Source organism: Rhodococcus sp. BH5, assembly GCF_027583855.1.
GTDB lineage: Bacteria > Actinomycetota > Actinomycetes > Mycobacteriales > Mycobacteriaceae > Rhodococcus_F > Rhodococcus_F qingshengii.
On record NZ_JAJHVW010000001.1, the window covers coordinates 1,277,712 to 1,300,975 of the forward strand.

The following is a 23,264-nucleotide window of genomic DNA, read 5'->3' on the forward strand; positions in this document are numbered from 1 at the left end:
ACTCTCGCATTTCGATATATGCCGATCGCCACTGAACGAGCCTATTGACGCGATTTACTCAGCACCCTTACGGTTAGCAAGCGTGAACGATTCAGAAGGCCCGGATAACCTCCGGGCAACTTGGTCCGCTCGTTGATCAACGCGAGCTTGCAGTAAGGAGTCAACATGCCTGCACCGAATCACCTTCCAGGCCCCAACGCAGACATCTGGGACTGGCAGATGCACGGTCTGTGCCGCGGAGTCGACTCCTCCATGTTCTTCCATCCCGATGGCGAACGCGGTAGAGCACGTGCCCAGCGCGAAACCCGCGCAAAAGAGATGTGCCGTCAGTGCCCGGTCCTGATGCAGTGCCGCAGCCACGCGCTGACCGTCGCCGAGCCGTACGGCATCTGGGGAGGAATGTCGGAAACCGAACGTGAACTACACGCGCGCCACCGTCGCACCACCCGCATAGCTTCCTGATACACGTAGGTACAGCGCACTAGGCCCCCGAGAGTTTTCGGGGGCTTTTGCGTGTGGACGGGACACCGTCGAAAAGAATTTCCGACACGACCCATCCGACCGACGCCCGCCTCCGAATGCCTTCTGACAGTGCACCTCAGCACATCCCTTCAGGAAGGCAGACCCATGAACACCTCTACTCGAGTTCTGGCAGTCACCGCAGCAGCCTCTTTCGCCGTCTTCGGCGTGGTCGGTTGCTCCTCCGACGACAACGATTCGTCGACCGACACGTCCAGCGCCGCCATGACGTCTTCTGCCATGGGATCGAGCATGTCTCCCAGCAGCGCGATGGCGGAGCCTGCTTCCGATCTGGTCGGTGCCGGTTGTGCCGACTATGCAGCCGCAGTGCCGAGCGGCGCCGGATCGGTCAGCGGAATGGCCCAGGATCCGGTTGCCACAGCGGCGTCCAACAATCCGTTGCTCACCACCTTGACCGCGGCGGTCTCCGGCCAGCTCAACCCGGACGTCAACCTGGTCGACACTCTCAACGGTGGCGAGTTCACCGTCTTCGCACCGATCGACTCGGCATTCGCCAAGATCGACCCCGCCACGATCGACAGCCTCAAGACGGACAGCGCCACGCTGACCAAGATCCTCACCTACCACGTGGTTCCCGGCCAGATCGCCCCTGACGCGATCGACGGAACGCACCCCACCGCCGAGGGCGGAACGGTCACCGTCACCGGATCCGGTGACAACATCAAGGTCAACGACGCAACTGTCGTCTGCGGTGGAGTCAAGACCGCAAACGCCACCGTCTACCTCATCGATTCGGTGCTGATGCCGCAGTAGTCCCCACCTGCTGTGCGCCTTTATCAACCCCCCGCGGTTAATAAAGGCGCACAGCGGCCAACGGCGGGCCAAGAGAAAAGAACCGGACATGCACGCTACGGTTGTACGCGATGAAGCGAGACAACTCTTCGTGAGCGAGCCAGACCATGCGTCGGATGCGGCCGACGCATGCCCGACGGACAATTCTGCGGCCCGCACCGCGCGAATCGCGGAATCACGCGAGCTGGCAGTGATCCTCGCGAACGTCGCCGGTGGCGACCAGAGCGCCTTCGCCGAGTTCTACGACCGAACCAGCTCCCGTGTGTACGGCATGGTTCTTCGTGTACTCCGTGATCCAGGTTTCTCCGAGGAAGCGGTCCAAGAGGTCTACCTCCAGGCCTGGAAATCAGCCGACAGCTTCGACCCTGCCAAGGGGTCCGCGCTTTCCTGGCTCCTGACACTTGCCCACCGGCGCGCAGTGGATCGCGTGCGCTCCGAACAGTCGAGTTCGGATCGACAGGCTCTCTACGACACCACCAATGCCACTCCCGAATTCGACGTCGTCAGCGACGAAGTGACACGAAGAGACGAGCATCGTGCTGTCACCGACTGTCTCGAAACGCTGACGGACACTCAGCGCCAATCGGTGACTCTCGCCTATTACGGCGGCCGAACGTACCGCGAGGTGGCCGAAGATCTCGGCGTGGCGATTCCCACGATCAAGTCGCGAATTCGCGACGGACTACTGCGCCTACGTGGATGTTTGGGGGTGATGTGAGATGGACGAAGAGCTGATCGACTACGCGTACGCCTACGCGATCGATGCGTTGGACCTCGACGAGCGCCGTGAGGTCGACAAACGACTTGCCGCTTCGGACTCCGCGACCCACGCCGAATTCGACGCCCAGGTCCGGCTCACCGCCGAAACCATGGCCGCGATGACCGTCGTCGACGCCGTCGAGCCCCCGCCGTCGCTGCGCAGCAGCGTCCTCGCCTCGATCGCAGAACAGACCGCGGCTCCCAACGCCCCGGTTTCGCTGGCCGAGCGTCGTAACCGTCGACGCCCGTGGACCATGGCTCTTGCGGCGGCCGCCGCAGTCGCAATCCTGGTCGGCGGCATAGGAATCGGACGCACGCTGTCCGACGACACGCCGCCGCAGAACGCCGCGTCCGAAATCATGGCAGCACCCGACGTTCATGCCACGACGCGTGAAATTCCGGGCGGCGGTAGTGCCACGACGCTGTTCTCGCCCTCCGAAGACGCCGCAGTCCTCGTGATGAACGATGTGACTCCCCCGAGTCCGGATACCGTCTACCAGATGTGGCTGGTGCCGGGCGACACCGACGACACCACGATGATCCCGATGGGGACGATGGCTCCGGGCGACGTCAAACCCACTACCCAGGTGGTGCTCGACGGCATCGGTCCGAATACGAAGTTGGCGTTCACTGTCGAACCGCCCGGCGGATCGCAGCAGCCGACGAGCGAGCCGTTCGCAACGATCCCGCTCATCTGATCGCCAGACGAAAAAAGATCCCCCACCGGAATCCGGTGGGGGATCTCTTCTTTGTGGAAACTACGAGCAGCGAGTCAGTGGCTGTGACCGTGTCCGGTGTCGGCAACTTCCTCGGTCGGCTTCTCGACGACGGCGCTCTCGGTCGTGAGGATCATGCGCGCGACGGAAGCGGCGTTGACCACTGCCGAGCGAGTGACCTTGACCGGGTCGACGACGCCGTCGGCAAGCAGGTTGCCGTAGGTGAGGGTGGCAGCGTTGAAGCCTTCGCCCTTGGTCATCTCGGCGACCTTGCTGACAACGACGGAACCGTCGATGCCTGCGTTGCTGGAGATCCAGAACAACGGGGCGTTGAGGGCTTCGCGGACCACGGCAACGCCGGTGGCCTCGTCACCCGTCAAGCCGAGGTTCCCGATCAGAGCCGTACCGGCCTGAACGAGAGCCGATCCGCCACCGGGGACGATGCCCTCGGAAACTGCTGCCTTGGCTGCGTTGACCGCATCCTCGACGCGGAACTTGCGTTCCTTCAGATCGGTTTCGGTGGCTGCGCCGACCTTGATGACGGCCACGCCGCCGGACAGCTTCGCCAGACGCTCTTCGAGCTTCTCGCGGTCCCAATCCGAATCGGTGTTCTCGATCTCGCGACGCAGCTGCGCAACGCGGGTCGCGATGTCGTCAGCGGTGCCTGCACCGTCGACGATGACCGTCTCGTCCTTGGTGACGACAACGCGGCGAGCGCTGCCGAGCAGGTCGAGGCCGGCTTCCTTGAGCGAGAGGCCGACGTCGGTGTTGATGACGGTGCCTGCCGTGACGACTGCGAGGTCGTCGAGGAATGCCTTGCGACGATCACCGAAGAACGGCGCCTTGACGGCGACGGCCTTGATGGTCTTGCGGATGGAGTTGACCACGAGGGTGGAGAGAACTTCACCCTCGACGTCCTCGGCGATGATCAAGAGCGGCTTGCCGGATTCGGCAACCTTCTCGAGCAGCGGAAGGAAGTCGGGAAGTGAGCTGATCTTCTCGCGGAAGAGCAGGATCAGCGCGTCTTCGTAGACGGCCTTCTGCGCATCGATGTCGGTGACGAAGTAGGGCGAGAGGTAGCCCTTGTCGAACTGAACACCTTCGGTTACAACGAGTTCGGTTGCAACGGTGGAGGATTCCTCGACCGTCACGACGCCGTCGGTTCCGACACGGGTGAGTGCCTCGCCGACGAGCTTGCCGATCTCTTCGTCACGTGAGGAGACGGTGGCGACCTGAGCGATCGACTTCTCGCCCTCGACGGGGGTGGCTGCGGCGAGCAGTTCCTCGACGACCTTGTCGGCTGCGGCGTTGATGCCGACGCCGAGAGCCATCGGGTTCGCGCCCGCTGCGATGTTCTTGAGTCCGCCGCGGACGATGGCCTGGGCCAGAACGGTCGCGGTGGTGGTGCCGTCGCCGGCAACATCGTTGGTCTTGGTGGCGACGCTCTTGACGAGCTGTGCGCCGAGGTTCTCGAAGGGATCTTCGAGCTCGATCTCACGGGCGATGCTCACACCGTCGTTGGTGACGGTGGGGCCGCCGAATGCCTTGGCGAGCACGACGTGGCGTCCACGCGGGCCCAAGGTCACCTTGACGGCGTCGGCAAGCTTGTCGACTCCGGCTTCGAGAGCGCGGCGTGCGGTCTCGTTGAACGCAATTTGCTTGGACATCTGTTCTGTCAGCTCCTGAATCTTCGGGGCGTGAACGCATTCCGCCCCGGGATCCTGTGTGGACTCCGGGGCGGATCACGTGTGTCTTACTTGGAGACGACAGCCAGCACGTCGCGTGCCGACAGGATCAGGTATTCCTGGCCGGCGTACTTGATCTCGGTTCCGCCGTACTTGGAGTAGATGACCGTGTCACCCTCCTTGACGTCGACCGGGATGCGGTTGCCCTGCTCGTTGACGCGGCCTTCGCCGACTGCAACGACGGTGCCCTCCTGGGGCTTTTCCTTGGCTGTGTCAGGAATGACCAGGCCGGAAGCCGTCGTCGTTTCAGCCTCGTTGGCCTGGACGAGGATCTTGTCCTCGAGCGGCTTGATGTTGACGCTCGCCACGATGAGCCCTCCACTTTGGGGTATGTGCGTCCGAGGCGATCCTCGGACAGCTGTTTGGGTATGCCGTTTACGGCGCGTCACTGCAGTCCCGTCGTCGCGGGTGCCGGAACTCGATCAGCGCCAATTGGCACTCTATACGTGAGAGTGCCAACCCTCAAGGACTGGGCGCATTTTTCTCTTCGTCCAGAGCGAAACAGGACAGCCGTCCACCACGTTCACCTATTGTTCACTTCGTGACGAACATCAATCGCCGTAGTTTTCTGACCTTCGCCGGACTCGGCGCCGTCGGCGCGGTCAGCCTTGGCAAGCCGTGGGGCCTGCAATATGCAGGCGCGTCGACCATTCCGACGTCAGGTCCTGGCACCACTCTCGAGTCCGTGTCCACCCCCGTCAGCAGTAGCGGCTACACCAAGCTCACCGCCGGACCCGGTTGGGCGAACATCGTGCGCAGCGAGTTGGCCGAGCCGAAGTCGGGACGCGAGGACCGACGCACCGCGCTCGCCTCACTCGTGCAGCTGACCGACGTCCACATCGTCGACGCCCAGTCCCCCATGCGATTTGAGTACGTCCACCAGATCACCGGCTCGGCGTTCCGTCCCCAGGAGACCCTGACAGCGCACGGGCTGATTTCACTTGTCCGCCGGGTCAATTCGATCGGCAGTGGCCCGCACACGTCGCGACCCTTCGATGCCGTCGTCACCACCGGCGACAACACGGACAACAAGGAATTCGCCGAACTCGACTGGTTCCTCACCTCACTCAACGGCGGAACCGTCGTCGCCAACACCGGTGCCAAGGACCGCTACGAGGGTGTACAGAACTCGGGTGCCGATCTCTACTGGAACCCCGAGTCACCGATGCTCGACATGTACAAGAAGGCCGGATTCCCGGAGATCCCCGATTTCTTCGGTGCCGCTTTCACGCCCGTGTCGAGCCCCGGCCTGAACACCCCTTGGTACTGCGTGTTCGGCAACCACGACGACTCGGTGTCCGGCACGGTGCCCAGCGGCATCCCGCCGCTCGAAGCGATGTACACGGGATCTCTCAAATTCGAGGTGCCCGGTTCACCGGAGCAGGCCAAGCAGATCGACGTCGCCACCAAGTTCGATCCCAGTGCGATACCCGGAATCCTGTCCGCCTTCACGACGCCGCCGCGCCAGGTCACCCCCGACCCGTCGCGCGCGCCGTTCACACCGCGACAGTTCATCGCCGCACATCTTGATCCCGCGCACACCGGTCCCGGCCCCGTCGGACACGGTTTCGCCCCCGACGCCGGCGAAACCGGTATCGGTTACTACTCGTTCGAGATCGCACCGGGCGTCGTCGGCATCAGCATGGACTCCACCAACCGCGCGGGCCTCGTCGACGGTTCGCTGGGCGCCGCTCAGTTCCAGTGGATCGAGAACACCCTGCGCGCCGGCAGCAGCACCTACTACGACGCCGCGGGCTCTCGCGTCACCGAGTCGCGAGGTGACACGTATTTCGTGCTGTTCAGTCACCACACGAGCGACACGATGGACAATCTCATTCCCGACCCCGAGAACGTCCTCGAGCCACGCCTGCGCGGTTCACAGCTTCTCGACTTGCTGCATCGTTTCCCGAACGTACTTGCCTGGGTCAACGGACACACCCACGAGAACAAGATCACCCCGTGGCCCGGCGCGACCCCCGAGCAGGGCTTCTGGGAGATCAACACCGCCTCGCACATCGACTACCCGCAACTCGGACGCATCATCGAGATCGCGGACAACCATGACGGAACGGTGTCGTTGCTTGCGACGCTCTTCGAGGCGGAGAGTCCCAATTCCGTCGACTACAGCGACAAGTCGGCAGCCGGGCTCGCCTCGCTGTACCGCGAACTGTCGTTCAACGACATCCACCGCGACCCGAAGCTGACGGGTACCGGCGTCGACCAGAACGTCGAATTGTTGGTTCACACCGGACGATGACTCCGATTGCCGCAGTGTCCTAGGTGATTTCAGGTCCGCTCGAAGGCGAGCGGTGCGATTTCGCCCACGACACTGCGGCAACGACGAATCGAACACCGAATCCGATCAACACCAGATTGCAGACGATCTGAAGGCTCACGAGCCCCCGGGCAAGGTCCGTCTGCGCGGCGATGTCACCGAATCCGACTGTCGAGAAGACGGACAACGAAAAGTACAGCGCCGCCATACGCGACAGCGGTTCGGTGAAACTGCCAGGGCTTGCATGCTCGACCGAAAAATAGGTGATGGACACCAACAACAAGTACGTCGGCATCACCACCGCCACAGCTTCGACCGCCTGCAGAGATGGCACATCGGAACGCAGAATTCGCCACACCTGCCAGGTGGTCACGGCAAGTACCGCGGCGCCTCCACCGATCAAGAGGAAGATTGCACTGGCGGTATGTACATCGATCCACGGCAGAAAGAAATACGCGCATCCGAAGGCGATCACCGTCAGTGTGGGCCGAAGCACTGCACCACGGATCAGCGCGCGTCGTCGTTCCCGGTCGATGTGGGGAGAATCGCCTTTTTTCCGCATGAATCAATGATCGACAATTTCGCAGGTAAAACCACCCTTTCGGTCCGAAAAGGACGTCACGGAGACGAGAAGCACTGAGCAATCCTCACGAACCTTCTGTAACGTTCATATAACGGCGGTCGATTGAACATTGACCGGTATTGACTGTGAGGAGGTGTGCGATGAGTTGTTCACTGGGAATTTCCACTGGATCTTCCGGTGTCTATTCAGCACTCGTCGACACCGATACCAGCACAAACGCGCCAGGCGCCGTGCCTGCCGAGACTCGCTTCGTCTCGGCGGATCAGGCCAATTCCAACGTCGGTGACCTTGTCAGAGCATCCATCAAGCTGATGACGACGCAGGTAACGGACGGATCTGAAGCGCCGCGCTCGATCGGTGTCAGCTATCGCACGGACGATCAACTCGCGAGCATCAGGTCATCTCTTTCGCGCTCGCCGAAGCAGGTCCGTGCAATCCCCGAACCTGCCGCCGTACACGCGTATCTCGCCGAGACAGGGAAAACCGAGCGGTACGACACGACAGCTCAGGTGGACGTCGGCGATCAAGGTCTGACGGTGTCCGTCGTCGACCACACCGGTGAAGTTCTGCACTCCGACCGTATCGACGCCCTCGCAGGGGCCGGAATCGACCGGGCATTGGTCGACTTCGTGACGGAGAAGGCGCCAGGGCACTTGCGCCGGTACACCGACGCGGAACTTCTTGCCGCCCGGTGCCATGTCGCCAAAGAGCAACTGTCCACGTCCACCAAGGTGACCATCGACCTTCCGATCGACGCGATGGCGATCACGCGCGACGAGTTCGAGGCCATCATCGCCCCGGATATAGAGCGCGCCGTCACCTTCATCCGTGAAGTCGTGACGGGCTCACCGCGGCCCGTCGGTGCCGTTGTACTCATCGGCGGTGGCGCACACATTCCGGCCGTGCGGTCCGCCGTCGCCGCTGCCGTCGACGTCCCCATGGTCGAGATCGTCGAGCCCGAGACTGCGGCAACCAAAGGTGCTGCACTCCTGGCAGATTCGATCACCGCAATTCGTTTCCCGCTGCTGGGCTCCGGAAGTGACCAGCGCTCCGGATCCACCGCCAAGGTATCGGGAGCGTTGATCGGTGCGCTCGTGGTCGGCGGACTGGTACTCGGTTACGGCGCAAAGGAATTGGTGCCGACCGACGACACCGCGGTCTCGCCCGTCGGAACAGGGTCGACCACGACGACGGTGAGCCCCGAAGCGACACCGAGCACCGGATCGACGATCATTCCGTCTCATGATCCTCTGCCTTCGGTAGCCGGCAGCACGTATCCTCGGTACGGGTATCCCACCACCCCGTTCGACTCGCAGCCTTACGACACGCACTCGTACACAACGCATCAGTACACACTTCCGCCTGCGCCGATCCCGGACACCTCGACGACAACCACGCCGCCGACCACGACAACGACCACTCCGAATTGGCCGACCATTCCCGGAATCACGCTGCCCGATCCACCGGCGTGGTGGCCGACGCTGCCGGACACCGAGGCGACGCCCCCGGTCGATCCGACCGAGGCAAACCCCGGCGGCGGTCTCGGCCCGGGTGAGAGCGGCGGCGAGAACCCGACGACGCCGGAGACTCCTGGATCCGGTTCCACCGAAACCGAAATCACTACCCCTGGTGGTGGTGATCCGACGACGAAGCCCGGTGAACCGAATACCTCGATGCCCGAAAACGGTCCCGCGACCACACCGGATCGGGAACCGGCCCCGGTCGGCTGATTCTCAGTCGGCCGATTTTCAGTGCATCAACTGGCTGACGGAGACCGACAGCCCCGGGTCCGTCGCAACACTCAATTCCGAAGGGCCTGCGCCGTTTCCGATCAGGTGAGCGGCCAACGATGCGATCATCACGCCGTTGTCCGTGCACAGTCGAGGTTTCGGAATGCGCAACGTGATGCCTGCTTCGGCGCAGCGCTGCTCGGCGAGTGAGCGGATACGCGAATTGGCCGTGGCGCCGCCGCCGAGAACCAACGTGTCGACCCCGACGTCCTTGGCTGCACGCACTGCCTTCATCGTCAGGACGTCTGCAACCGCTTCCTGGAACGAGGCAGCGATGTCCGGGATCGAAAAGGTCTCGCCTGCGCGCTCTTTCGATTCGACATAGCGCGCGACGGACGTCTTGAGTCCCGAGAACGAGAAGTCGTGCCGTGAATCGCGCGGCCCCGTCATGCCGCGAGGGAAGGTGATTGCGTTCGGATCTCCCTCTTGCGCAGCAGCATCGAGTGCCGGTCCACCGGGAAAGCCGAGTCCGAGCAGTCTGGCCACCTTGTCGAAGGCCTCACCGGCGGCGTCGTCGACAGTCGTGCCCAGTTCGACAATGGGCTTGCCCAGATCTTCGACGTGAAGCAGGTGTGTGTGACCGCCGGAGACCAATAATGCGACGCACGAGGGCAACGGACCGTGCTCGAGAGTGTCCACCGAGACGTGACCGCCGAGATGATTGACCGCATAGAACGGGATGTTCCATGCTGCCGCATAGGCTTTCGCTGCGGCTACACCGACCAGCAGCGCGCCGGCCAGTCCGGGTCCGATGGTGACGGCCAGCGCGTCGGGCTTCTCGATACCGGCGGCAGCAAGGGCACGGCGCATCGTCGGCACGATCGCCTCGAGGTGAGCCCGCGAGGCCACTTCGGGAACCACTCCCCCATACCTGGCGTGCTGATCCACGCTCGATGCCACCTCGTCGGCCAACAATTCGCAGGTTCCGTCACCGTTCCAGCGGACGATACCGACACCTGTTTCGTCGCAAGAACTTTCGACACCCATGACGATCATGCTTGCTGCTCCTCAATTTCGCGGACACCGAGCACGGCAGGCCGTCTCATCGTGTACGCATCTGCCCCACTGGGCTGGTAGTACTTCTTTCGTGTTCCGACGATCTCGAATCCTTCGCGCCGGTACAGCGCGATGGCAGGTTCGTTGTCGGTGCGCACTTCCAGGAACACCGGGCACTGCCGTGAATCCGCCAGAGTCAGAAGCGCATCGAGCAACGCGCCGCCGATTCCGAGTCGCTGAGCCGAGGGATCTGTACCGATGGTGTGAACCTCGGCCTCCATGTTCGGCGACGCCCCCAACAATGCGACTCCGGCGTAGCCGAGGACGTGACCGTCAGGCTCCCGGGCAACGAAGTAATGATTATGTGCGCCTGCAAGTTCCGAGACGAACGCTTGTGCGCTCCAGGGTCCGTCGCCTGCGAACAACGCGCGCTCCAACTCCGCGCACCGTTCGGCGTCATCGGCGTTCATCGGCTCGATGCTGTACTTCATCTGCTCTGTCTCACTTGCCACGTTCTGCAAGGGTCTTCGCGTCCGGGCGTCGGAGGTACAGCGGCTCCAGCGGGGCCGGAACCGAGCCGGCCAGGATCTCGCGAGCAGCGACTGTCACCAACCCGGCCGGTGAAGGTGTCTCCGCCGGGTCGACGGGTAGATCGAAGAAGTCCACGTGCGAAGCGGATCCGGCAATCAGCGTCGAAGGCGCAGGATCGACGTCGCCGGCGGAATTCACAGCCGGTCCTTCGACGCGCACTCCGCCGTCATAGCGCGCCCAGTAGATCTCGCGACGCCTCGCGTCAGTCACGACGAGCAGGCTCTGTGTGGTCGGTACCGCAGCCGCGATCGCATCGAGGCTGCACACGCCGTACACGGGAACACCGAGTGCGTCACCGAAGGCAGCGCCCGTCGCCATGCCGACACGCAGTCCGGTGTACGGCCCTGGCCCGACACCCACGACGACGGCGTTCAAGTCGGCCGGTGTGAGCCCTGCCTCGGCGAGGCATTCGAGGACGTGAGGGGTCAAGACCTCGGCGTGCGCACGAGGATTGACCGTGACACGCACGGCAAGCGTCTCCACTGTGTCCGGTGACTCTGCGTCCAGTGACACTGGGTCCGGTGACGAAGCCGACAGGGAGACGACTCCGGCAGTGACTGCCGGAGTGGAGGTGTCAATTGCGAGAACAAGCACGATTTCTCAGGGTACCCGCACGTGAAGAACTACTTCCGGCCCGGGAGGGTCACGACGTCTGTGACACCAAACTCCGTTTCACGACGTCTGTGACACCAAACTCCGTTTCACGACGTCTGTGACACCAAACTCCGTTTCACGTCGTCCAGGACCAACTCGCAGTCCGCACATCCGATTCGGGTTCCCGATGAAGCTGCACTCGCAGGTGCCGTTCGACGAGCCTTTCCACGACGTCACCACCCCATTCGACCACCACCACTGCATCGGTGAGGTCGGTGTCGAGGTCGAGGGCATCGAGTTCGTCGAGCGCATGCGGTCCGCTGTCTCCCAGCCGGTATGCGTCGACGTGGATCATGCCGACGGGAACTCCGCCGCCAGGGCGGGTGCCCGGACGATGCTCACGAGCGATGACGAACGTCGGGGACGTCACCCGGCCCTGCACCCCGAGCCCGGCGCCGATTCCGCGCGTCAACGCGGTCTTGCCTGCCCCGAGTGGACCGTCCAGCACCACCAGGTCGCCGGCAACAAGTCCCGCCGCCAAGCGTCGGCCGAAAGCCTCGGTATCCTCGGCCGTTTCCAACGTGATCTGTCCGGACACGGGAAGTCCCGTGGAGTTCTCAGCCGACATCGGACCGCTCTTCTACCTGCGCTCGCTGCACCAACTTGTCGATTGCGTCCGTCACGATCGCCGGGAACTCGAGCTGCACCAGATGGCCGGCCCCGTGAACTCGCACGAGTTCGGACTCGGGGAGATCGGCAGCGAGACGCTTGGAGCTGATGAACGGAATCATCATGTCTTGATCGCCGCAGATCACGACTGCCGGTGTGTGCGCGAGGACCTCGAGAGAAGCGGACTCGTCGTGCAGTTCCAACGTCCGCAGGAAATTGACGATGGTCACAACCGAGGTGCGGTCGAGCATGCCGTCCGAGAGTTCATGCAGCCGTGGGCTGACATCGGTGCCGTACGAGGCCGCACGCAGGATCGGCGTGATCAATACTCGCGCAGCGCCCCGGGCATGCTGAACTACTCCTGGTGAGGTGCGCACTGCCAACCGGAATCCGTCGATGATCGGATTCTGCAGATTGCGGGTCAGGCCGGTCTCGGCCAGGCCTGCCGCCGTCGTCGCGACCAGCCCCACGCCGATGACTCGGCCCTCGAACCATTCGGGTCGCTGACCGGCGAGCGCGAGTACCGTCATGCCGCCCATCGAGTGACCGACGAGAACTATCGGCCCCTTGGGTACCTTGGCCTCGACGACGGTCGCGAGGTCGCGGCCGAGCTGAGAAACCGTACAACTCTTCGAACGCGGCATGCCCGAGTCTCCGTGTCCGCGCTGGTCGTAGAACACCATGCGAACCTTGTTGCCCCATCGCTCTTCGAGCTGGCGGCGCTGGAAATGCCAGGACAGCGCACTCAGGCAGTATCCGTGCACGAAAACGACCGTCAGCGGAGCGTCGTCCGGTCCCACTTCGCGAACTGCCAGCTCGACACCGTCCTCGGTGCGCACCGTGCTCTTGCGGTCGCGCGTCATGAGGTCGAAATCCTCGTCCGCGTAGATTTCCCGGCCCGGACGCGTCGCGGTCTTGAATGCGTTCACGCCGGCCATCGAGCCGAGCGCCACGGCGCTGAGCAGGCCACCGAGAATGCTCATCTTTCCTGCAGTCTTCATGACGTCTCTCCCCCGATGTACGTACGCACAGTGCGTCCACGTATCCCGGTCACGACCTCGTAGTGAATGGTGTCGAGTACGTCGGCCCAGGCCTGCGCGTTGGGTTCGCCGTGATCGCCGTTGCCGAAGAAGATCGCGGTGTCGCCTTCGCGAACTCCGTCACCGTCCGGACCCAGGTCCACCAATACCTGGTCCATGCAGATTCGCCCGACAGCCTGGCGACGCTTACCGCCCAACTGCACTTCGAACTTGCCACTCAGTGAGCGAGACAAACCGTCGGCGTAGCCGACGGGAAGCAGCGCAAGAGTGGTGTCGTGCGGTGCGACCCACTGATGCCCGTAGGAGACGCCCTCTCCGGCGGCTACCTTCTTCACCAGAATCACCTTCGCTCGCAGCGTCATCGCCGGTCGTAAACCGAAATCTCCGAGTTCGGGCACCGGAGACAATCCATATATCGCGATTCCGGGCCGAACCATGTCAAACCGCAGGTCAGGACGGGTGACTGTAGCAGCGGAGTTGGAAAGATGAACGACTTCGGGGTCGAATCCGCGAGCGCGGACGTCGGCAACCGCGTCGATCAAACGCTGCTTCTGCATGTCGATGACGTCGTGATGCGGTTCGTCCGAGTGCGCGAGGTGAGAGAACACTCCGCGCAGCCTGATCGTGCCCTCGTCCCGCGCAGTGGCGAGGTCGTCGAGCATCTGCGGCCACTCGGTTCTCGATACGCCGTTGCGATTGAGACCGGTGTCCACCTTGAGCGTCACCATCGCCTTTTGTCCCAGAACCCGTGCCGCGTCGACGACAGCGGCCAGGTGTCGCGGGGAGGACACGCCGATCTCGACGTCCGATCGGATCGCCGAGGCGAAATCGGCGTCGACGCCGTGCAGCCAGGCAAGAACGGGAGCGGTGATGCCTGCCTCGCGAAGGACCAGTGCCTCCGCGATGGTGGTGACGCCGAGTTCCCGGGCTCCCGCCGAGAGCGCCGTCCGCGCCACCGCAACTGCGCCGTGGTTGTATCCGTCCGCCTTGATGACCGCCATCAACGCTGCATCCCCGGCAAATTCACGCAGAACACGCACGTTGTGCGCGATCGCGTCCAGATCGACGACTGCCTCCGTCTGCGGCCCTACTGCGTCGTCGAGTCGGCTCGCCTTCCCCTCCGCAGGCTCCTTCGGTGCTCTTCCCTGGGCAAGCGTCATGGCGACAATCCTGCCACCCACGCAGAATCGGACACGTGTTCGGGTTTGAACACCCTCAATCGAGGGCAAAAGAGCGAAGCACACGCACCGATTCCCGCAGACCTCCCAGCAGGGGTGAAGCCGAAATCGGTGCTCCGGCGACATCGCTCTGACCGCCGGCAGCGGCGATGTTCGCAGCCAACGCGTGAGCCCGCGCCCCGACGGCCCCGGCTTCGAGAGGGCTCAGACCCGCCGCCAGCAACGCACCGATCACACCGGAGAGGATGTCACCCGAACCTGCCGTCGATGCCCAGGAGCCGCCGGCGTCGTTGACCAGCACCTCACCGCCGGGATCCGAGATCACCGTCGTATGGCCCTTCAGCAGGACCGTGACTCCGAGGCGTGCGGCAAGAGCACGCGTGGCCGCGATCCTGTCGTCGCCAAGAGTTGTGAATCGAGCGAACTCGCCGGCGTGGGGCGTCAACAGTGTCGGCGCGGTCCGGGCTGCGACAAGTTCGGGACGCTGAGCGAGGAGGGTAAGTCCGTCCGCATCGACAACAACGGGTACATCAGTAGCCAGCACCGACGCCAGAAGTCGCGCGGCGTCGTCGTCGGTACCCATACCGGGGCCGACCACCCACGCCTGAACTCGCCCGGCGGCTTGGAAGGTCTCACTCGCAATCACCTCCGGGAACCGGGCGAGCACCTCGGTGGCGCCGTGCCCGGCGTAGCGGACCAGGCCGGCGGTCGCGGTCACCGCGGCACCGGTACAGAGCACGCCCGCGCCGGGATACTGCTCACTTCCCGCAACGATGCCCACCACACCCTGCGAATACTTGTCGTCCTCCGGACCGGGCACCGGCCACAGCGCACCGACCTCCGCCGGATCGAGCGAACCGAATTCGGGTTCGCCGACGCTCAATCCGATGTCCACGAGTTCGACACGACCACACAGCGGAGCCGCGAGTACATGTACCGGCTTGAGCGCACCGAATGTGACCGTCACATCAGCGGTCACCGACGGGCCGTCCACTGCGCCGGTGTTCGCGTCGACGCCGCTCGGAAGATCGACCGCCACGATCGGTGCATCCACCTGGCCGACGAGATCGGCCGCGTCAGGCCGTAGACCGCCGTGCCCGGAAATCCCGACGATGCCGTCGATCACCAGATCCGGCGACCCGACTTCGGCGGCGACTCGGCCGCCGGCCGTCAAGAGAGCATCGAGGCCCGCCCGATGAGCGCGCGCCGGATCGAGCAACACGGCCCGCACGCTCACACCTCGTTTGCGGAGCAACGCACCGGCCCACAGGGCATCACCGCCGTTGTCGCCCGTACCGACCAGAAGCGTCACCGACCGATGCGCGACCGACCCTGTACGGGAACGCAATTCGTCCGCGACTACTCGCGCAAGACCGTACGCCGCTCGACGCATCAGCACCCCGTCGGGCAGCTTGTCGAGCAGCGGCGCCTCAGCTGCTCGCACCTGATCGGCTGTGTAGTACCCACGCATGTCGGAACCCTTCAGTTGCCGTCGCTACCCTCGAAACCATGAAATCACGTCTTCGCCCGGCAATCGCGGGTCTCGTGCTCGCTCTCGGTCTGGTCGGGTGCAGTTCCGGCACCGACTCCACACCACCGGCTCCGGAAACGACGGCCAGCGGACCCGTGGTGACCATCTCCGGGATGGCGTACTCCCCCGCGTCCATCACCGTGAATGTCGGCGAGACGGTCACGTGGGTGTTCGACGACAACGGAATGGCCCACGACGTCAACGGCCTCGGGGACGCCAAGGGCAAACTCCGCAGTCCGCTCAAGAAATCGGGAACCTACACCTACACGTTCACCGAACCCGGAACCTACGACTACACCTGCACACCGCATCCCGAGATGCGCGGAACCGTCGTCGTCGAGACGCCGTAACGCGCTCGGGCCCCACAGTCTTGCGACTGCGGGGCCCGATTTTCTAGCGAAAGCTACTCGACCGTAACCGATTTCGCCAGGTTACGCGGCTTGTCGACGTCATAGCCACGCGCCGCGGCAACCTCGGCCGCAAAGATCTGCAACGGAACCGTGGACAGCAACGGCTGCAGCAGAGTCGGTGACGCCGGAATCTCGATCAGGTGATCCGCGTGCGCCGCGGCGACGGTGTCGCCTTCCTCAGCGATGACGATAGTCGTCGCCCCGCGCGCCTTGATCTCCTGAATGTTGGACACCAACTTCGAGTGCAGGACAGCGCGGCCCTGCGGCGACGGCATGACGATGATGACCGGAAGGTCCTCCTCGATCAAGGCGATCGGGCCGTGCTTGAGCTCACCGGCGGCAAAGCCCTCGGCGTGCATGTACGCAAGCTCCTTGAGCTTGAGCGCACCCTCGAGCGCCACCGGGTAGCCGACGTGACGCCCCAGGAACAGCACGGTCGACGCGTGCGCGAACTGGCGCGCCAACGCGCGCACCGGTTCTGCCGTCTCGAGCACCTTGCTGACCAATGCGGGCATCGCTTCGAGGTCGGCGTACTCGCGGGCGACCTCGTCCGGATACTTGGTTCCGCGAGCCTGCGCCAAAGCCAAACCGACGAGGTAGTTCGCGGTCACCTGCGCCAGGAACGCCTTGGTGGACGCGACCGCGATTTCCGGTCCTGCCCGCGTGTAGAGAACTGCGTCGGCTTCACGCGGGATCTGTGCACCGTTGGTGTTGCAGATCGCCAGGACGCGTGCCTTCTGGTCCTTGGCGTGCTTGACAGCCTCGAGCGTATCGGCCGTTTCCCCCGACTGCGAGATTGCGACAACAAGCGTCGAGCGATCGAGAACCGGGTCGCGGTAACGGAATTCGCTGGCGAGTTCGACCTCGACAGGTAGACGCGTCCAATGCTCGATCGCGTACTTCGCCAACAGACCGGAGTGGTAAGCGCTACCGCAAGCGACAACGAACACCTTGTCGACGTCGCGCAGTTCCTGATCGGACAACCGCTGCTCGTCGAGGACGATCTTCCCGTTCTCGAAGTGGCCGAGGAGCGTGTCGGCGACAGCGGTCGGCTGCTCTTCGATCTCCTTGAGCATGAAGTAATCGTGACCACCCTTTTCGGCGGCCGCGAGATCCCAGTCGATGCGGAACGGGCGTCCTTCTGCCTCGTTACCCGCGAAGTCGGAGATCCGGTAGCTGTCGGCAGTGATCACCACTGCCTGATCCTGTCCGAGTTCAACCGCATCGCGTGTGTGCTCGATGAATGCAGCGACGTCGGAGCCGAGGAACATCTCGCCCTCACCGACACCGACTACGAGCGGTGTCGAGCGGCGCGCGGCGACAATCGTGTCCGCATGATCAGCGTGCGTGAAGACGAGCGTGAACGCACCTTCCAACCGACGAACCACCGACAGCGCACTCTCGATGAAATCACCTGCCGTCGGCCCCTGGGCGTACGCCCGGGCGACGAGGTGAACCGCGACCTCGGAATCCGTGTCGCTCTGCAGTTCGACGCCTGCAGCCTCGAGCTCCGCACGCAGCGGGGCAAAATTCTCGATGATTCCGTTGTGAACGACAGCCAGCTTGCCCGAGGCATCACGATGCGGGTGCGCATTGCGGTCCGTCGGACGCCCATGCGTCGCCCAACGGGTATGGCCCATACCGGACGTACCGACGAAGTGATCCGCACCGTACTCGCCGAGCTCCGCCTCGAGGTTGGCCAACTTACCGGCCTTACGCTCGATCTCGACCCCACCGGTTCCGTCGAGAATCGCGATTCCCGACGAGTCGTACCCGCGATACTCCATTCGTCGCAAAGCCTCCACCACAACGCCCAGAGCTGGGCGGTGGCCGACGTATCCCACGATTCCGCACATGGTGACTCAGGGTACTTGGACATCGGCGGTGGGCGCATTTTGCGGTTCCCGCACCTGGTTGCAGCGTCCGCTCCGCATACACGAGGCGGCTCATCGGATAACGTCTTCAACCGTGGCACCGAAACTGAAGACACTGACCCGTGAGCTGTCCAAGCGCGGCCCGCACCGAGTTCTCCGCGGCAACCTCGCCCTGGCCGGACAGCCGGGTGTCGTGTACACGCCGGAAACCGGTTTCAATCTCCCCGCCGTTGCCTTCGCGCACGGGTGGATGGTCGGGTCCCACAAGTACGAGCAGACACTCCAGCACCTCGCTTCCTGGGGAATTGTCGCAGCGGCGCCCGACAGCGAACGCGGTCCGGTCCCGTCACATCTCGGATTGGCTGCAGATCTTCGAGCGACGCTCGACATCTGCGTCGGCGTGCGACTCGGCCCCGGACAGATCAGCGTCCAACCCGATCGGGTCGCCTTTGCCGGTCACGGCATGGGCGCGGGCGCTGCGGTACTGGCCGCAGCGCAGCGCGGGGATGTCGGTGCGGTAGCCGCACTGTTCCCGGCCCCGACAGCACCCAAGGCGGAGAACTACGCGTCGAAGATCACAGCGCCCGGATTGATCCTCGCCGGCGAAGACGACGTCGATTCCTTGACCAGCAATGCCCGGCCGCTGAGCGTGGAGTGGGGCGGTCCTGTCATCGCACGTACCGTGAATGACGCCCAAGACGCCGGACTGATCGAAGGCCGCCGACTCCTCGGCGCCCTGGGCCTCGGTGGATCGGAGCGCAAGACGCAGGCCGCCACACGGTGCCTGCTCACGGGCTTCCTGTTGTTCCATCTGACCGGCGACAAGAAGTACAAGGATTTTGCTGATCCCGACGTCGAGATTCCGCACACGGCGCCGTTGCTGCCGGTCGAACCTCACTCCGACGCGCGGGCCAGCCAGCTGTTGCGTAAGTAGGAGTCCGTACTCGCCACCGACTCCGGCGGCGAGCACGGCGGCGTCGGCGTCGGCTCTGACGCGGATCGCAGATACGGGCCGGACCTGACCGGCCCATCCGTGTCATTCTCGGCGGATGTCGTTTCGGACGGCGGCTCCTGGTGCGATTCCGCGCTCGCTGCGGCCACTCTGCGCTCACGGAAGTCGTCGAGTTGAGAATCGAGGGTTCGACGGATCGCTTCGAACGGCGCGTGAACGGACTTCACAGCGGACCAGCTCCGGCCAACTCAGCGCCCGTCTCTCCGTCGGGAGCCACGATCGACTCGTCGGGGACTGTGTAAGGCGGCTCCGGGTCCGGCGCGGGCGAGAACTCGGCGTTGGATTCAACCGGCACCTCGTGCTCGCGAATCTCAGGGTCGGGAGTTTCGGGCTGGAGTGTCGCAGGCTGGGACGCTTCTTGCGGGCGCGCCTCGTGCAGCGACATCTCCGGATCGGCATCGAGCACTATTCTCGGCCAACCATTTTCGCTCAACTCCAGGGTGGCCGACACAGAGTTCCCGTCAGCACCTGCAACATCCAGACTCACCCCACGACCGTCGGACGCAATCGAGAAGCCCCAAGTGTTGCCGCCGATCGAGAAAGAGACAGGAGCGGCGGCGACACCTGATGCACTCGGCTCGGCGATCGGAAAGGTTGACGTGAACGCGTCTGTCACCCACTGGGTCGCGGCGTCAAAAGCATGACCAACCGCGCTCGCGCACTCCGCACACGCCCTGTCGAATTCATCGCGAGTATCGAGATACGCCGAACGAAAAACCGTGTCCAGCCATGGCGCCGCACCACGACCGGTGGAAGCGACGTGAGTCAGCTGGTCGATCTCCCCCGCACCCAGACCGCCGATCGTCGCCCGGTCGAGGCTTGCCACCTTGAAAGCCTTGTCTGCCAAAGCCGTTCGAACCGTCCGCGCGAACTCGTCGGCCAGCGTGATCAACAGTGGCGCCGAATCCGCATCGGACCGAGCTTCACGCCGCGCCGCGAAGGCCTGATCTACGACCGCACCCACGCCGGAAACATTCCACACTGAAGGAAGATTCTCCGCCAGGGTCGTCAGCATCGCGATCTCGGCGACCGAACCGTCCACCGCTGCGGCCATGTCCGACGCATCTCGCATTAGTGCCTCGAAATCGATACCGGCCTCTGCGCGATACGCATCCTCGTAGGACGAAAGCATCCGTTCTTCGAAGCCCAACCGAGAGGCCAGGTCGTGAAATCGATCGAAGAACTGTAGTCCCCTCGCACCAGCATCCAGGATTTCGTCGGGACGCACGCGTGAATCACGCAGTGCAAGAATATCTTCGACGCAATAGTAGCTGTTTGGTACTGCCTGTGCGGTACCGCTCGTCGGTCTCATGAGACCGACCCGCTGGAGTCTCGCAATCGCCGCGCACCCTGATCGTCCACCTCAGCGATCACCTCAGCCGAAGAGGAAAGCCGAGGCGCCAACGTATCGAGAAGATCGGCACGCCCCGTCAAGCGTGAATTCAGGACCGCCAATGCCGATGCCAACGCGGCTCCATGCTCGGCGTAATCACGGCCCGAAACGGCACCGCTGAATCGCAGACGCCTGATCGGGTCCGCAGAATCGCGCAGAGCCTGGGCCACCGACACCGCTTGGCGTGCCAATTCATCTGTTCCAGCGCGGTCGACATCCACGAGCGCCCCCAAGTTTCAGCGGAACCACTCGCACGTCGAGCGGCCTTTGACTCCTTGGACGCAGCAGGGCGCAATTACGTTCCCTCAAAACGCGAACGCGTAATGAGGGGCTAAACCGAACCGACGATCTCGGCCAACTCGTCGGCCAGCTTCTGCGCGAGCGGAAGTTCGGTGGCCTCGACCATGACGCGGACCAGTTGCTCTGTCCCGGACGGGCGCAGGAGCACGCGACCACCGTCACCGAGGACGCGCTCTGCGTCCGCGACTGCTGCGAGTACCGACGGCGATGCTGCGACTGTCGCCTTGTCCCCGACCTTCACGTTGATCAGAACCTGCGGGAGGGTTGTCATCGTTGCGGCCAGTGCGGATGCCGACTTACCCGTGCGAGCCATGCGTCCGAGCAGCCGGAGGCCGGTGAGAATCCCATCGCCCGTGGTGCCGAACGCCGGCAACACGACATGGCCTGACTGCTCGCCGCCGAGGCTGTATCCGCCCGCGCGCAGTTCCTCCAAGACGTAGCGGTCGCCTACGGCAGCAGTCACGATGTTGATACCGGCCTCGCGCATCGCGATGTGCAAACCGAGATTGCTCATGACAGTCGCGACGAGAGTGTTCTCGACCAACTCGCCGGCGTCGTTCATCGCGATCGCCAGAACTGCCATGATCGCGTCACCGTCGACCACCGCTCCGGTCTCGTCGACGGCCAGGCAACGGTCGGCGTCGCCGTCGTGCGCGAGGCCTAGGTCCGCCCCGTGATCGACTACGGCTTTCTGAAGATTCTCCAGGTGCGTCGATCCGCAGCCGTCGTTGATGTTGAGGCCGTCGGGATCGGCGCTGATCGCGATGACGCGAGCGCCAGCTGCCGCGTAGGCAACCGGTGCGAGCGCGGAAGCAGCGCCGTTGGCGCAGTCGACCACAACGGTGAGTCCAGCGAGTGGCTCGCTCGCCGCGCTCGCCAGATGCGCAAGGTACAGCTGAGCGGCGTCGTCGACCGTACGGACGCGGCCGATCCCGGCACCTGTCGGTAGGACGGGCGGTGCAGTGCCGTCGAGTGCATCCTCGATCGCCACCTCGACAGCATCATCGAGCTTGTGTCCACCGGCTGCGAAAATCTTGATTCCGTTGTCCGGCATGGGATTATGCGATGCAGAGATCATGACACCGAGACTGGCGTCGAGCTTTGCCGTCAAGTATGCAACTGCCGGAGTCGGAAGAACACCCACGTCGAGCACGTCGACACCCGCGGAACTCAATCCTGCGGTCACCGCGGCTTGAAGCATCTCACCGCTGGCGCGAGGATCGCGGCCGATCACGGCGGTCGGACGTTCGTCCGCGGTATCGGCTGTCAGTACGCTCGCCGCGGCAACTGCCAATCTCAATGCAAGATCTGCAGTCAGATCCGAATTGGCAAGTCCACGAACACCGTCAGTACCGAACAACCGACCCATAGAACGACTCCTGAATCCTGTGAACCTCGAGAAGGGAACTCGAGAAGGGAATTTCTCCGAGAAACACAAGAGCGAGCGTCCGGTAACGATGGACGCCCGCTCTTGTGGTGAACAGGTGCCGAAGCAGACCCGTCGGGTCAACCTCGGCAAAGCATCAGCGCTTGGAGTACTGCGATGCCTTACGGGCCTTCTTCAGGCCGTACTTCTTACGCTCGACCGCGCGGGCGTCACGCGTCAGGAAGCCTGCACGCTTGAGGGCCGGACGATCATCAGGGGTTACCTCGATGAGTGCGCGCGCGATAGCCAGACGCAGTGCGCCTGCCTGACCGGACGGGCCGCCACCGTGCAGCAGTGCAATGATGTCGAAAGACTCGGGACGCTCGACGAGCACCAGCGGAGCCTTGATCAGCTGCTGGTGAACCTTGTTGGGGAAGTAGTCCTCCAACGTACGACCGTTGAGCTTGAACTGACCGGTACCGGGAGCCATCCGGACGCGAACGACAGCCTCCTTGCGGCGACCGACGGTCTGGACCGGGCGATCGAGGACGATCGGTGCGAGCGTAGCTGCAGCAACCTCTTCGACGACCTCGACTGCGTCAGAGACAAGCTCTTCCACTGCTTCGATGTTCTCTTCGGACACGTTCTGCTCTTCCGGCGATGTCACTGTGCGACCTGCTTGATCTCGAACGGCACCGGCTGCTGCGCGGTGTGGGGGTGATTCGGGCCCGCGTAAACCTTGAGCTTGCTACTCATTGCGCGGCCGAGCTTCGTCTTGGGGAGCATGCCGACAATGGCCTTCTCGACGAGACGATCGGGAGTCCTGTCGAGGACCTCACCGACAGTGCGGGACTTCAGGCCACCCGGGAATCCGGAGTGGTGGTAAACATTCTTGCCCTGCAGCTTGTTGCCGCTGATGGCAACCTTCTCTGCGTTGATGATGACAACGAAGTCACCACCGTCGATGTGCGGCGCGTAGGTGGGCTTGTGCTTGCCACGCAGCAAGTTCGCTGCCTGAACGGCAAGACGGCCGAGCACCACGTCAGTGGCGTCGATGACGTGCCACGTGTGGGTCACATCTCCGGCCTTCGGGGTGTACGTAGACACAGA

General features: G+C 63.7%; 25 protein-coding genes. 8 read left to right on the forward strand and 17 right to left on the reverse strand.

Translation table 11 applies throughout. The annotated features are described in order from the left end of the window. Positions 1–165: 165 nt before the first annotated feature. From RhoBH5_RS05880 to RhoBH5_RS05895, 4 genes are all read left to right on the forward strand, one after another. On the forward strand, positions 166–462 hold the full coding sequence (locus RhoBH5_RS05880; protein ID WP_003940939.1) for a WhiB family transcriptional regulator: 297 nt from the start codon (positions 166–168) through the stop codon (positions 460–462). Between the two features lie 165 nt (positions 463–627). Continuing rightward, entirely contained in the window at positions 628–1,293 is a 666-nt protein-coding gene (locus RhoBH5_RS05885) for a fasciclin domain-containing protein (RefSeq protein WP_007728616.1), read from the forward strand. 88 nt (positions 1,294–1,381) lie between these two features. Beyond that, a complete protein-coding gene (locus RhoBH5_RS05890) occupies positions 1,382–2,050 on the forward strand; it encodes a sigma-70 family RNA polymerase sigma factor (RefSeq protein WP_007728615.1) in 669 nt (222 codons plus the stop codon). A gap of 1 nt (position 2,051) precedes the next feature. Next, positions 2,052–2,789, forward strand: a complete 738-nt coding sequence (locus RhoBH5_RS05895) for an anti-sigma factor (protein ID WP_042449728.1) — start codon at positions 2,052–2,054, stop codon at positions 2,787–2,789. Between the two features lie 74 nt (positions 2,790–2,863). On the opposite strand, the gene groL is transcribed toward RhoBH5_RS05895, so the two are convergent. Next, the gene (groL, locus tag RhoBH5_RS05900) at positions 2,864–4,474 is read right to left on the reverse strand and encodes a chaperonin GroEL (RefSeq protein WP_065352178.1); all 1,611 of its coding nucleotides are present in this window, start codon (positions 4,472–4,474) and stop codon (positions 2,864–2,866) included. An 86-nt stretch (positions 4,475–4,560) separates the two neighbouring features. Then, the gene (gene groES, locus RhoBH5_RS05905) at positions 4,561–4,860 is read right to left on the reverse strand and encodes a co-chaperone GroES (protein WP_003940763.1); all 300 of its coding nucleotides are present in this window, start codon (positions 4,858–4,860) and stop codon (positions 4,561–4,563) included. A 233-nt stretch (positions 4,861–5,093) separates the two neighbouring features. On the opposite strand from groES, the gene RhoBH5_RS05910 reads away from it, so the two are divergent. Then, positions 5,094–6,809: a TIGR03767 family metallophosphoesterase gene (locus RhoBH5_RS05910; protein ID WP_007728613.1), complete on the forward strand. Its 1,716-nt coding sequence runs from the start codon at positions 5,094–5,096 to the stop codon at positions 6,807–6,809. 19 nt (positions 6,810–6,828) lie between these two features. Here the strand turns inward: RhoBH5_RS05910 and RhoBH5_RS05915 are convergent, their stop codons facing one another. Further along, positions 6,829–7,389 carry a potassium channel family protein gene (locus tag RhoBH5_RS05915; protein WP_054782245.1) on the reverse strand — a complete coding sequence of 187 codons (561 nt, stop codon included), beginning with the start codon at positions 7,387–7,389 and terminating at the stop codon, positions 6,829–6,831. 161 nt (positions 7,390–7,550) lie between these two features. On the opposite strand from RhoBH5_RS05915, the gene RhoBH5_RS05920 reads away from it, so the two are divergent. Next, on the forward strand, positions 7,551–9,140 hold the full coding sequence (locus tag RhoBH5_RS05920; protein ID WP_270008034.1) for an Hsp70 family protein: 1,590 nt from the start codon (positions 7,551–7,553) through the stop codon (positions 9,138–9,140). Between the two features lie 18 nt (positions 9,141–9,158). Here the strand turns inward: RhoBH5_RS05920 and tsaD are convergent, their stop codons facing one another. The 7 genes from tsaD to RhoBH5_RS05955 all read right to left on the reverse strand — a co-directional run bounded on the left by tsaD (position 9,159) and on the right by RhoBH5_RS05955 (position 15,739). Further along, entirely contained in the window at positions 9,159–10,196 is a 1,038-nt protein-coding gene (tsaD, locus tag RhoBH5_RS05925; protein ID WP_270008035.1) for a tRNA (adenosine(37)-N6)-threonylcarbamoyltransferase complex transferase subunit TsaD, read from the reverse strand. Further along, positions 10,193–10,687, reverse strand: a complete 495-nt coding sequence (gene rimI / locus RhoBH5_RS05930; RefSeq protein ID WP_270008071.1) for a ribosomal protein S18-alanine N-acetyltransferase — start codon at positions 10,685–10,687, stop codon at positions 10,193–10,195. Before rimI ends, tsaD begins: the two co-directional genes overlap by 4 nt. Before the next feature lie 10 nt (positions 10,688–10,697). Further along, complete coding sequence (gene tsaB / locus RhoBH5_RS05935) at positions 10,698–11,381, reverse strand: tRNA (adenosine(37)-N6)-threonylcarbamoyltransferase complex dimerization subunit type 1 TsaB (protein WP_270008036.1); 684 nt, start codon at positions 11,379–11,381, stop codon at positions 10,698–10,700. Between the two features lie 136 nt (positions 11,382–11,517). Further along, complete coding sequence (gene tsaE / locus RhoBH5_RS05940; protein WP_058226401.1) at positions 11,518–12,009, reverse strand: tRNA (adenosine(37)-N6)-threonylcarbamoyltransferase complex ATPase subunit type 1 TsaE; 492 nt, start codon at positions 12,007–12,009, stop codon at positions 11,518–11,520. Next, positions 11,999–13,051: an alpha/beta fold hydrolase gene (locus tag RhoBH5_RS05945; protein WP_003940782.1), complete on the reverse strand. Its 1,053-nt coding sequence runs from the start codon at positions 13,049–13,051 to the stop codon at positions 11,999–12,001. The genes tsaE and RhoBH5_RS05945 overlap by 11 nt, the downstream gene beginning before the upstream one ends. Then, positions 13,048–14,250, reverse strand: coding sequence for an alanine racemase (gene alr, locus RhoBH5_RS05950; RefSeq protein WP_007728606.1), 1,203 nt, complete (start codon positions 14,248–14,250; stop codon positions 13,048–13,050). The genes RhoBH5_RS05945 and alr overlap by 4 nt, the downstream gene beginning before the upstream one ends. Positions 14,251–14,305: 55 nt before the next feature. Further along, positions 14,306–15,739 (reverse strand): NAD(P)H-hydrate dehydratase, encoded by a 1,434-nt coding sequence (locus RhoBH5_RS05955; RefSeq protein ID WP_210378263.1) that lies wholly within the window; start codon positions 15,737–15,739, stop codon positions 14,306–14,308. Positions 15,740–15,777: 38 nt separating this feature from the next. Between RhoBH5_RS05955 and RhoBH5_RS05960 the strand changes: the two genes are divergently transcribed. After that, the gene (locus RhoBH5_RS05960; protein ID WP_003940908.1) at positions 15,778–16,149 is read left to right on the forward strand and encodes a plastocyanin/azurin family copper-binding protein; all 372 of its coding nucleotides are present in this window, start codon (positions 15,778–15,780) and stop codon (positions 16,147–16,149) included. Between the two features lie 53 nt (positions 16,150–16,202). Here the strand turns inward: RhoBH5_RS05960 and glmS are convergent, their stop codons facing one another. Next, positions 16,203–18,065, reverse strand: coding sequence for a glutamine--fructose-6-phosphate transaminase (isomerizing) (glmS, locus tag RhoBH5_RS05965; protein WP_003940837.1), 1,863 nt, complete (start codon positions 18,063–18,065; stop codon positions 16,203–16,205). A gap of 112 nt (positions 18,066–18,177) precedes the next feature. Between glmS and RhoBH5_RS05970 the strand changes: the two genes are divergently transcribed. Next, positions 18,178–19,017: a poly(ethylene terephthalate) hydrolase family protein gene (locus tag RhoBH5_RS05970; RefSeq protein WP_003941000.1), complete on the forward strand. Its 840-nt coding sequence runs from the start codon at positions 18,178–18,180 to the stop codon at positions 19,015–19,017. Here the strand turns inward: RhoBH5_RS05970 and RhoBH5_RS05975 are convergent. The 6 genes from RhoBH5_RS05975 to rplM form a co-directional block, all read right to left on the reverse strand. Continuing rightward, the gene (locus RhoBH5_RS05975) at positions 18,978–19,262 is read right to left on the reverse strand and encodes a hypothetical protein (RefSeq protein ID WP_003940907.1); all 285 of its coding nucleotides are present in this window, start codon (positions 19,260–19,262) and stop codon (positions 18,978–18,980) included. The two genes, RhoBH5_RS05970 and RhoBH5_RS05975, sit on opposite strands and share 40 nt — an antisense overlap. Next, entirely contained in the window at positions 19,259–20,407 is a 1,149-nt protein-coding gene (locus tag RhoBH5_RS05980; protein WP_162114144.1) for a hypothetical protein, read from the reverse strand. Before RhoBH5_RS05980 ends, RhoBH5_RS05975 begins: the two co-directional genes overlap by 4 nt. Beyond that, positions 20,404–20,709, reverse strand: a complete 306-nt coding sequence (locus tag RhoBH5_RS05985) for a hypothetical protein (protein WP_162114143.1) — start codon at positions 20,707–20,709, stop codon at positions 20,404–20,406. Before RhoBH5_RS05985 ends, RhoBH5_RS05980 begins: the two co-directional genes overlap by 4 nt. Positions 20,710–20,819: 110 nt before the next feature. Beyond that, positions 20,820–22,157, reverse strand: coding sequence for a phosphoglucosamine mutase (gene glmM / locus RhoBH5_RS05990; protein WP_007728598.1), 1,338 nt, complete (start codon positions 22,155–22,157; stop codon positions 20,820–20,822). A gap of 154 nt (positions 22,158–22,311) precedes the next feature. Next, on the reverse strand, positions 22,312–22,821 hold the full coding sequence (gene rpsI / locus RhoBH5_RS05995; RefSeq protein WP_007728596.1) for a 30S ribosomal protein S9: 510 nt from the start codon (positions 22,819–22,821) through the stop codon (positions 22,312–22,314). Continuing rightward, entirely contained in the window at positions 22,818–23,261 is a 444-nt protein-coding gene (gene rplM / locus RhoBH5_RS06000; protein ID WP_003940842.1) for a 50S ribosomal protein L13, read from the reverse strand. The genes rpsI and rplM overlap by 4 nt, the downstream gene beginning before the upstream one ends. Between the last annotated feature and the right edge of the window lie 3 nt (positions 23,262–23,264).

Coding starts and splice junctions, on each gene's coding strand:
- RhoBH5_RS05880 (WP_003940939.1), top strand. CDS start 166: ATGCCTGCACCGAATCACCTTCCAGGCCCCAACGCAGACATCTGGGAC.
- RhoBH5_RS05885 (WP_007728616.1), top strand. CDS start 628: ATGAACACCTCTACTCGAGTTCTGGCAGTCACCGCAGCAGCCTCTTTC.
- RhoBH5_RS05890 (WP_007728615.1), top strand. CDS start 1,382: ATGCACGCTACGGTTGTACGCGATGAAGCGAGACAACTCTTCGTGAGC.
- RhoBH5_RS05895 (WP_042449728.1), top strand. CDS start 2,052: ATGGACGAAGAGCTGATCGACTACGCGTACGCCTACGCGATCGATGCG.
- groL (WP_065352178.1), bottom strand. CDS start 4,474: ATGTCCAAGCAAATTGCGTTCAACGAGACCGCACGCCGCGCTCTCGAA.
- RhoBH5_RS05915 (WP_054782245.1), bottom strand. CDS start 7,389: ATGCGGAAAAAAGGCGATTCTCCCCACATCGACCGGGAACGACGACGC.
- RhoBH5_RS05920 (WP_270008034.1), top strand. CDS start 7,551: ATGAGTTGTTCACTGGGAATTTCCACTGGATCTTCCGGTGTCTATTCA.
- tsaD (WP_270008035.1), bottom strand. CDS start 10,196: ATGATCGTCATGGGTGTCGAAAGTTCTTGCGACGAAACAGGTGTCGGT.
- rimI (WP_270008071.1), bottom strand. CDS start 10,687: ATGAAGTACAGCATCGAGCCGATGAACGCCGATGACGCCGAACGGTGC.
- tsaE (WP_058226401.1), bottom strand. CDS start 12,009: ATGTCGGCTGAGAACTCCACGGGACTTCCCGTGTCCGGACAGATCACG.
- RhoBH5_RS05945 (WP_003940782.1), bottom strand. CDS start 13,051: ATGAAGACTGCAGGAAAGATGAGCATTCTCGGTGGCCTGCTCAGCGCC.
- alr (WP_007728606.1), bottom strand. CDS start 14,250: ATGACGCTTGCCCAGGGAAGAGCACCGAAGGAGCCTGCGGAGGGGAAG.
- RhoBH5_RS05955 (WP_210378263.1), bottom strand. CDS start 15,739: ATGCGTGGGTACTACACAGCCGATCAGGTGCGAGCAGCTGAGGCGCCG.
- RhoBH5_RS05960 (WP_003940908.1), top strand. CDS start 15,778: ATGAAATCACGTCTTCGCCCGGCAATCGCGGGTCTCGTGCTCGCTCTC.
- glmS (WP_003940837.1), bottom strand. CDS start 18,065: ATGTGCGGAATCGTGGGATACGTCGGCCACCGCCCAGCTCTGGGCGTT.
- RhoBH5_RS05980 (WP_162114144.1), bottom strand. CDS start 20,407: ATGAGACCGACGAGCGGTACCGCACAGGCAGTACCAAACAGCTACTAT.
- glmM (WP_007728598.1), bottom strand. CDS start 22,157: ATGGGTCGGTTGTTCGGTACTGACGGTGTTCGTGGACTTGCCAATTCG.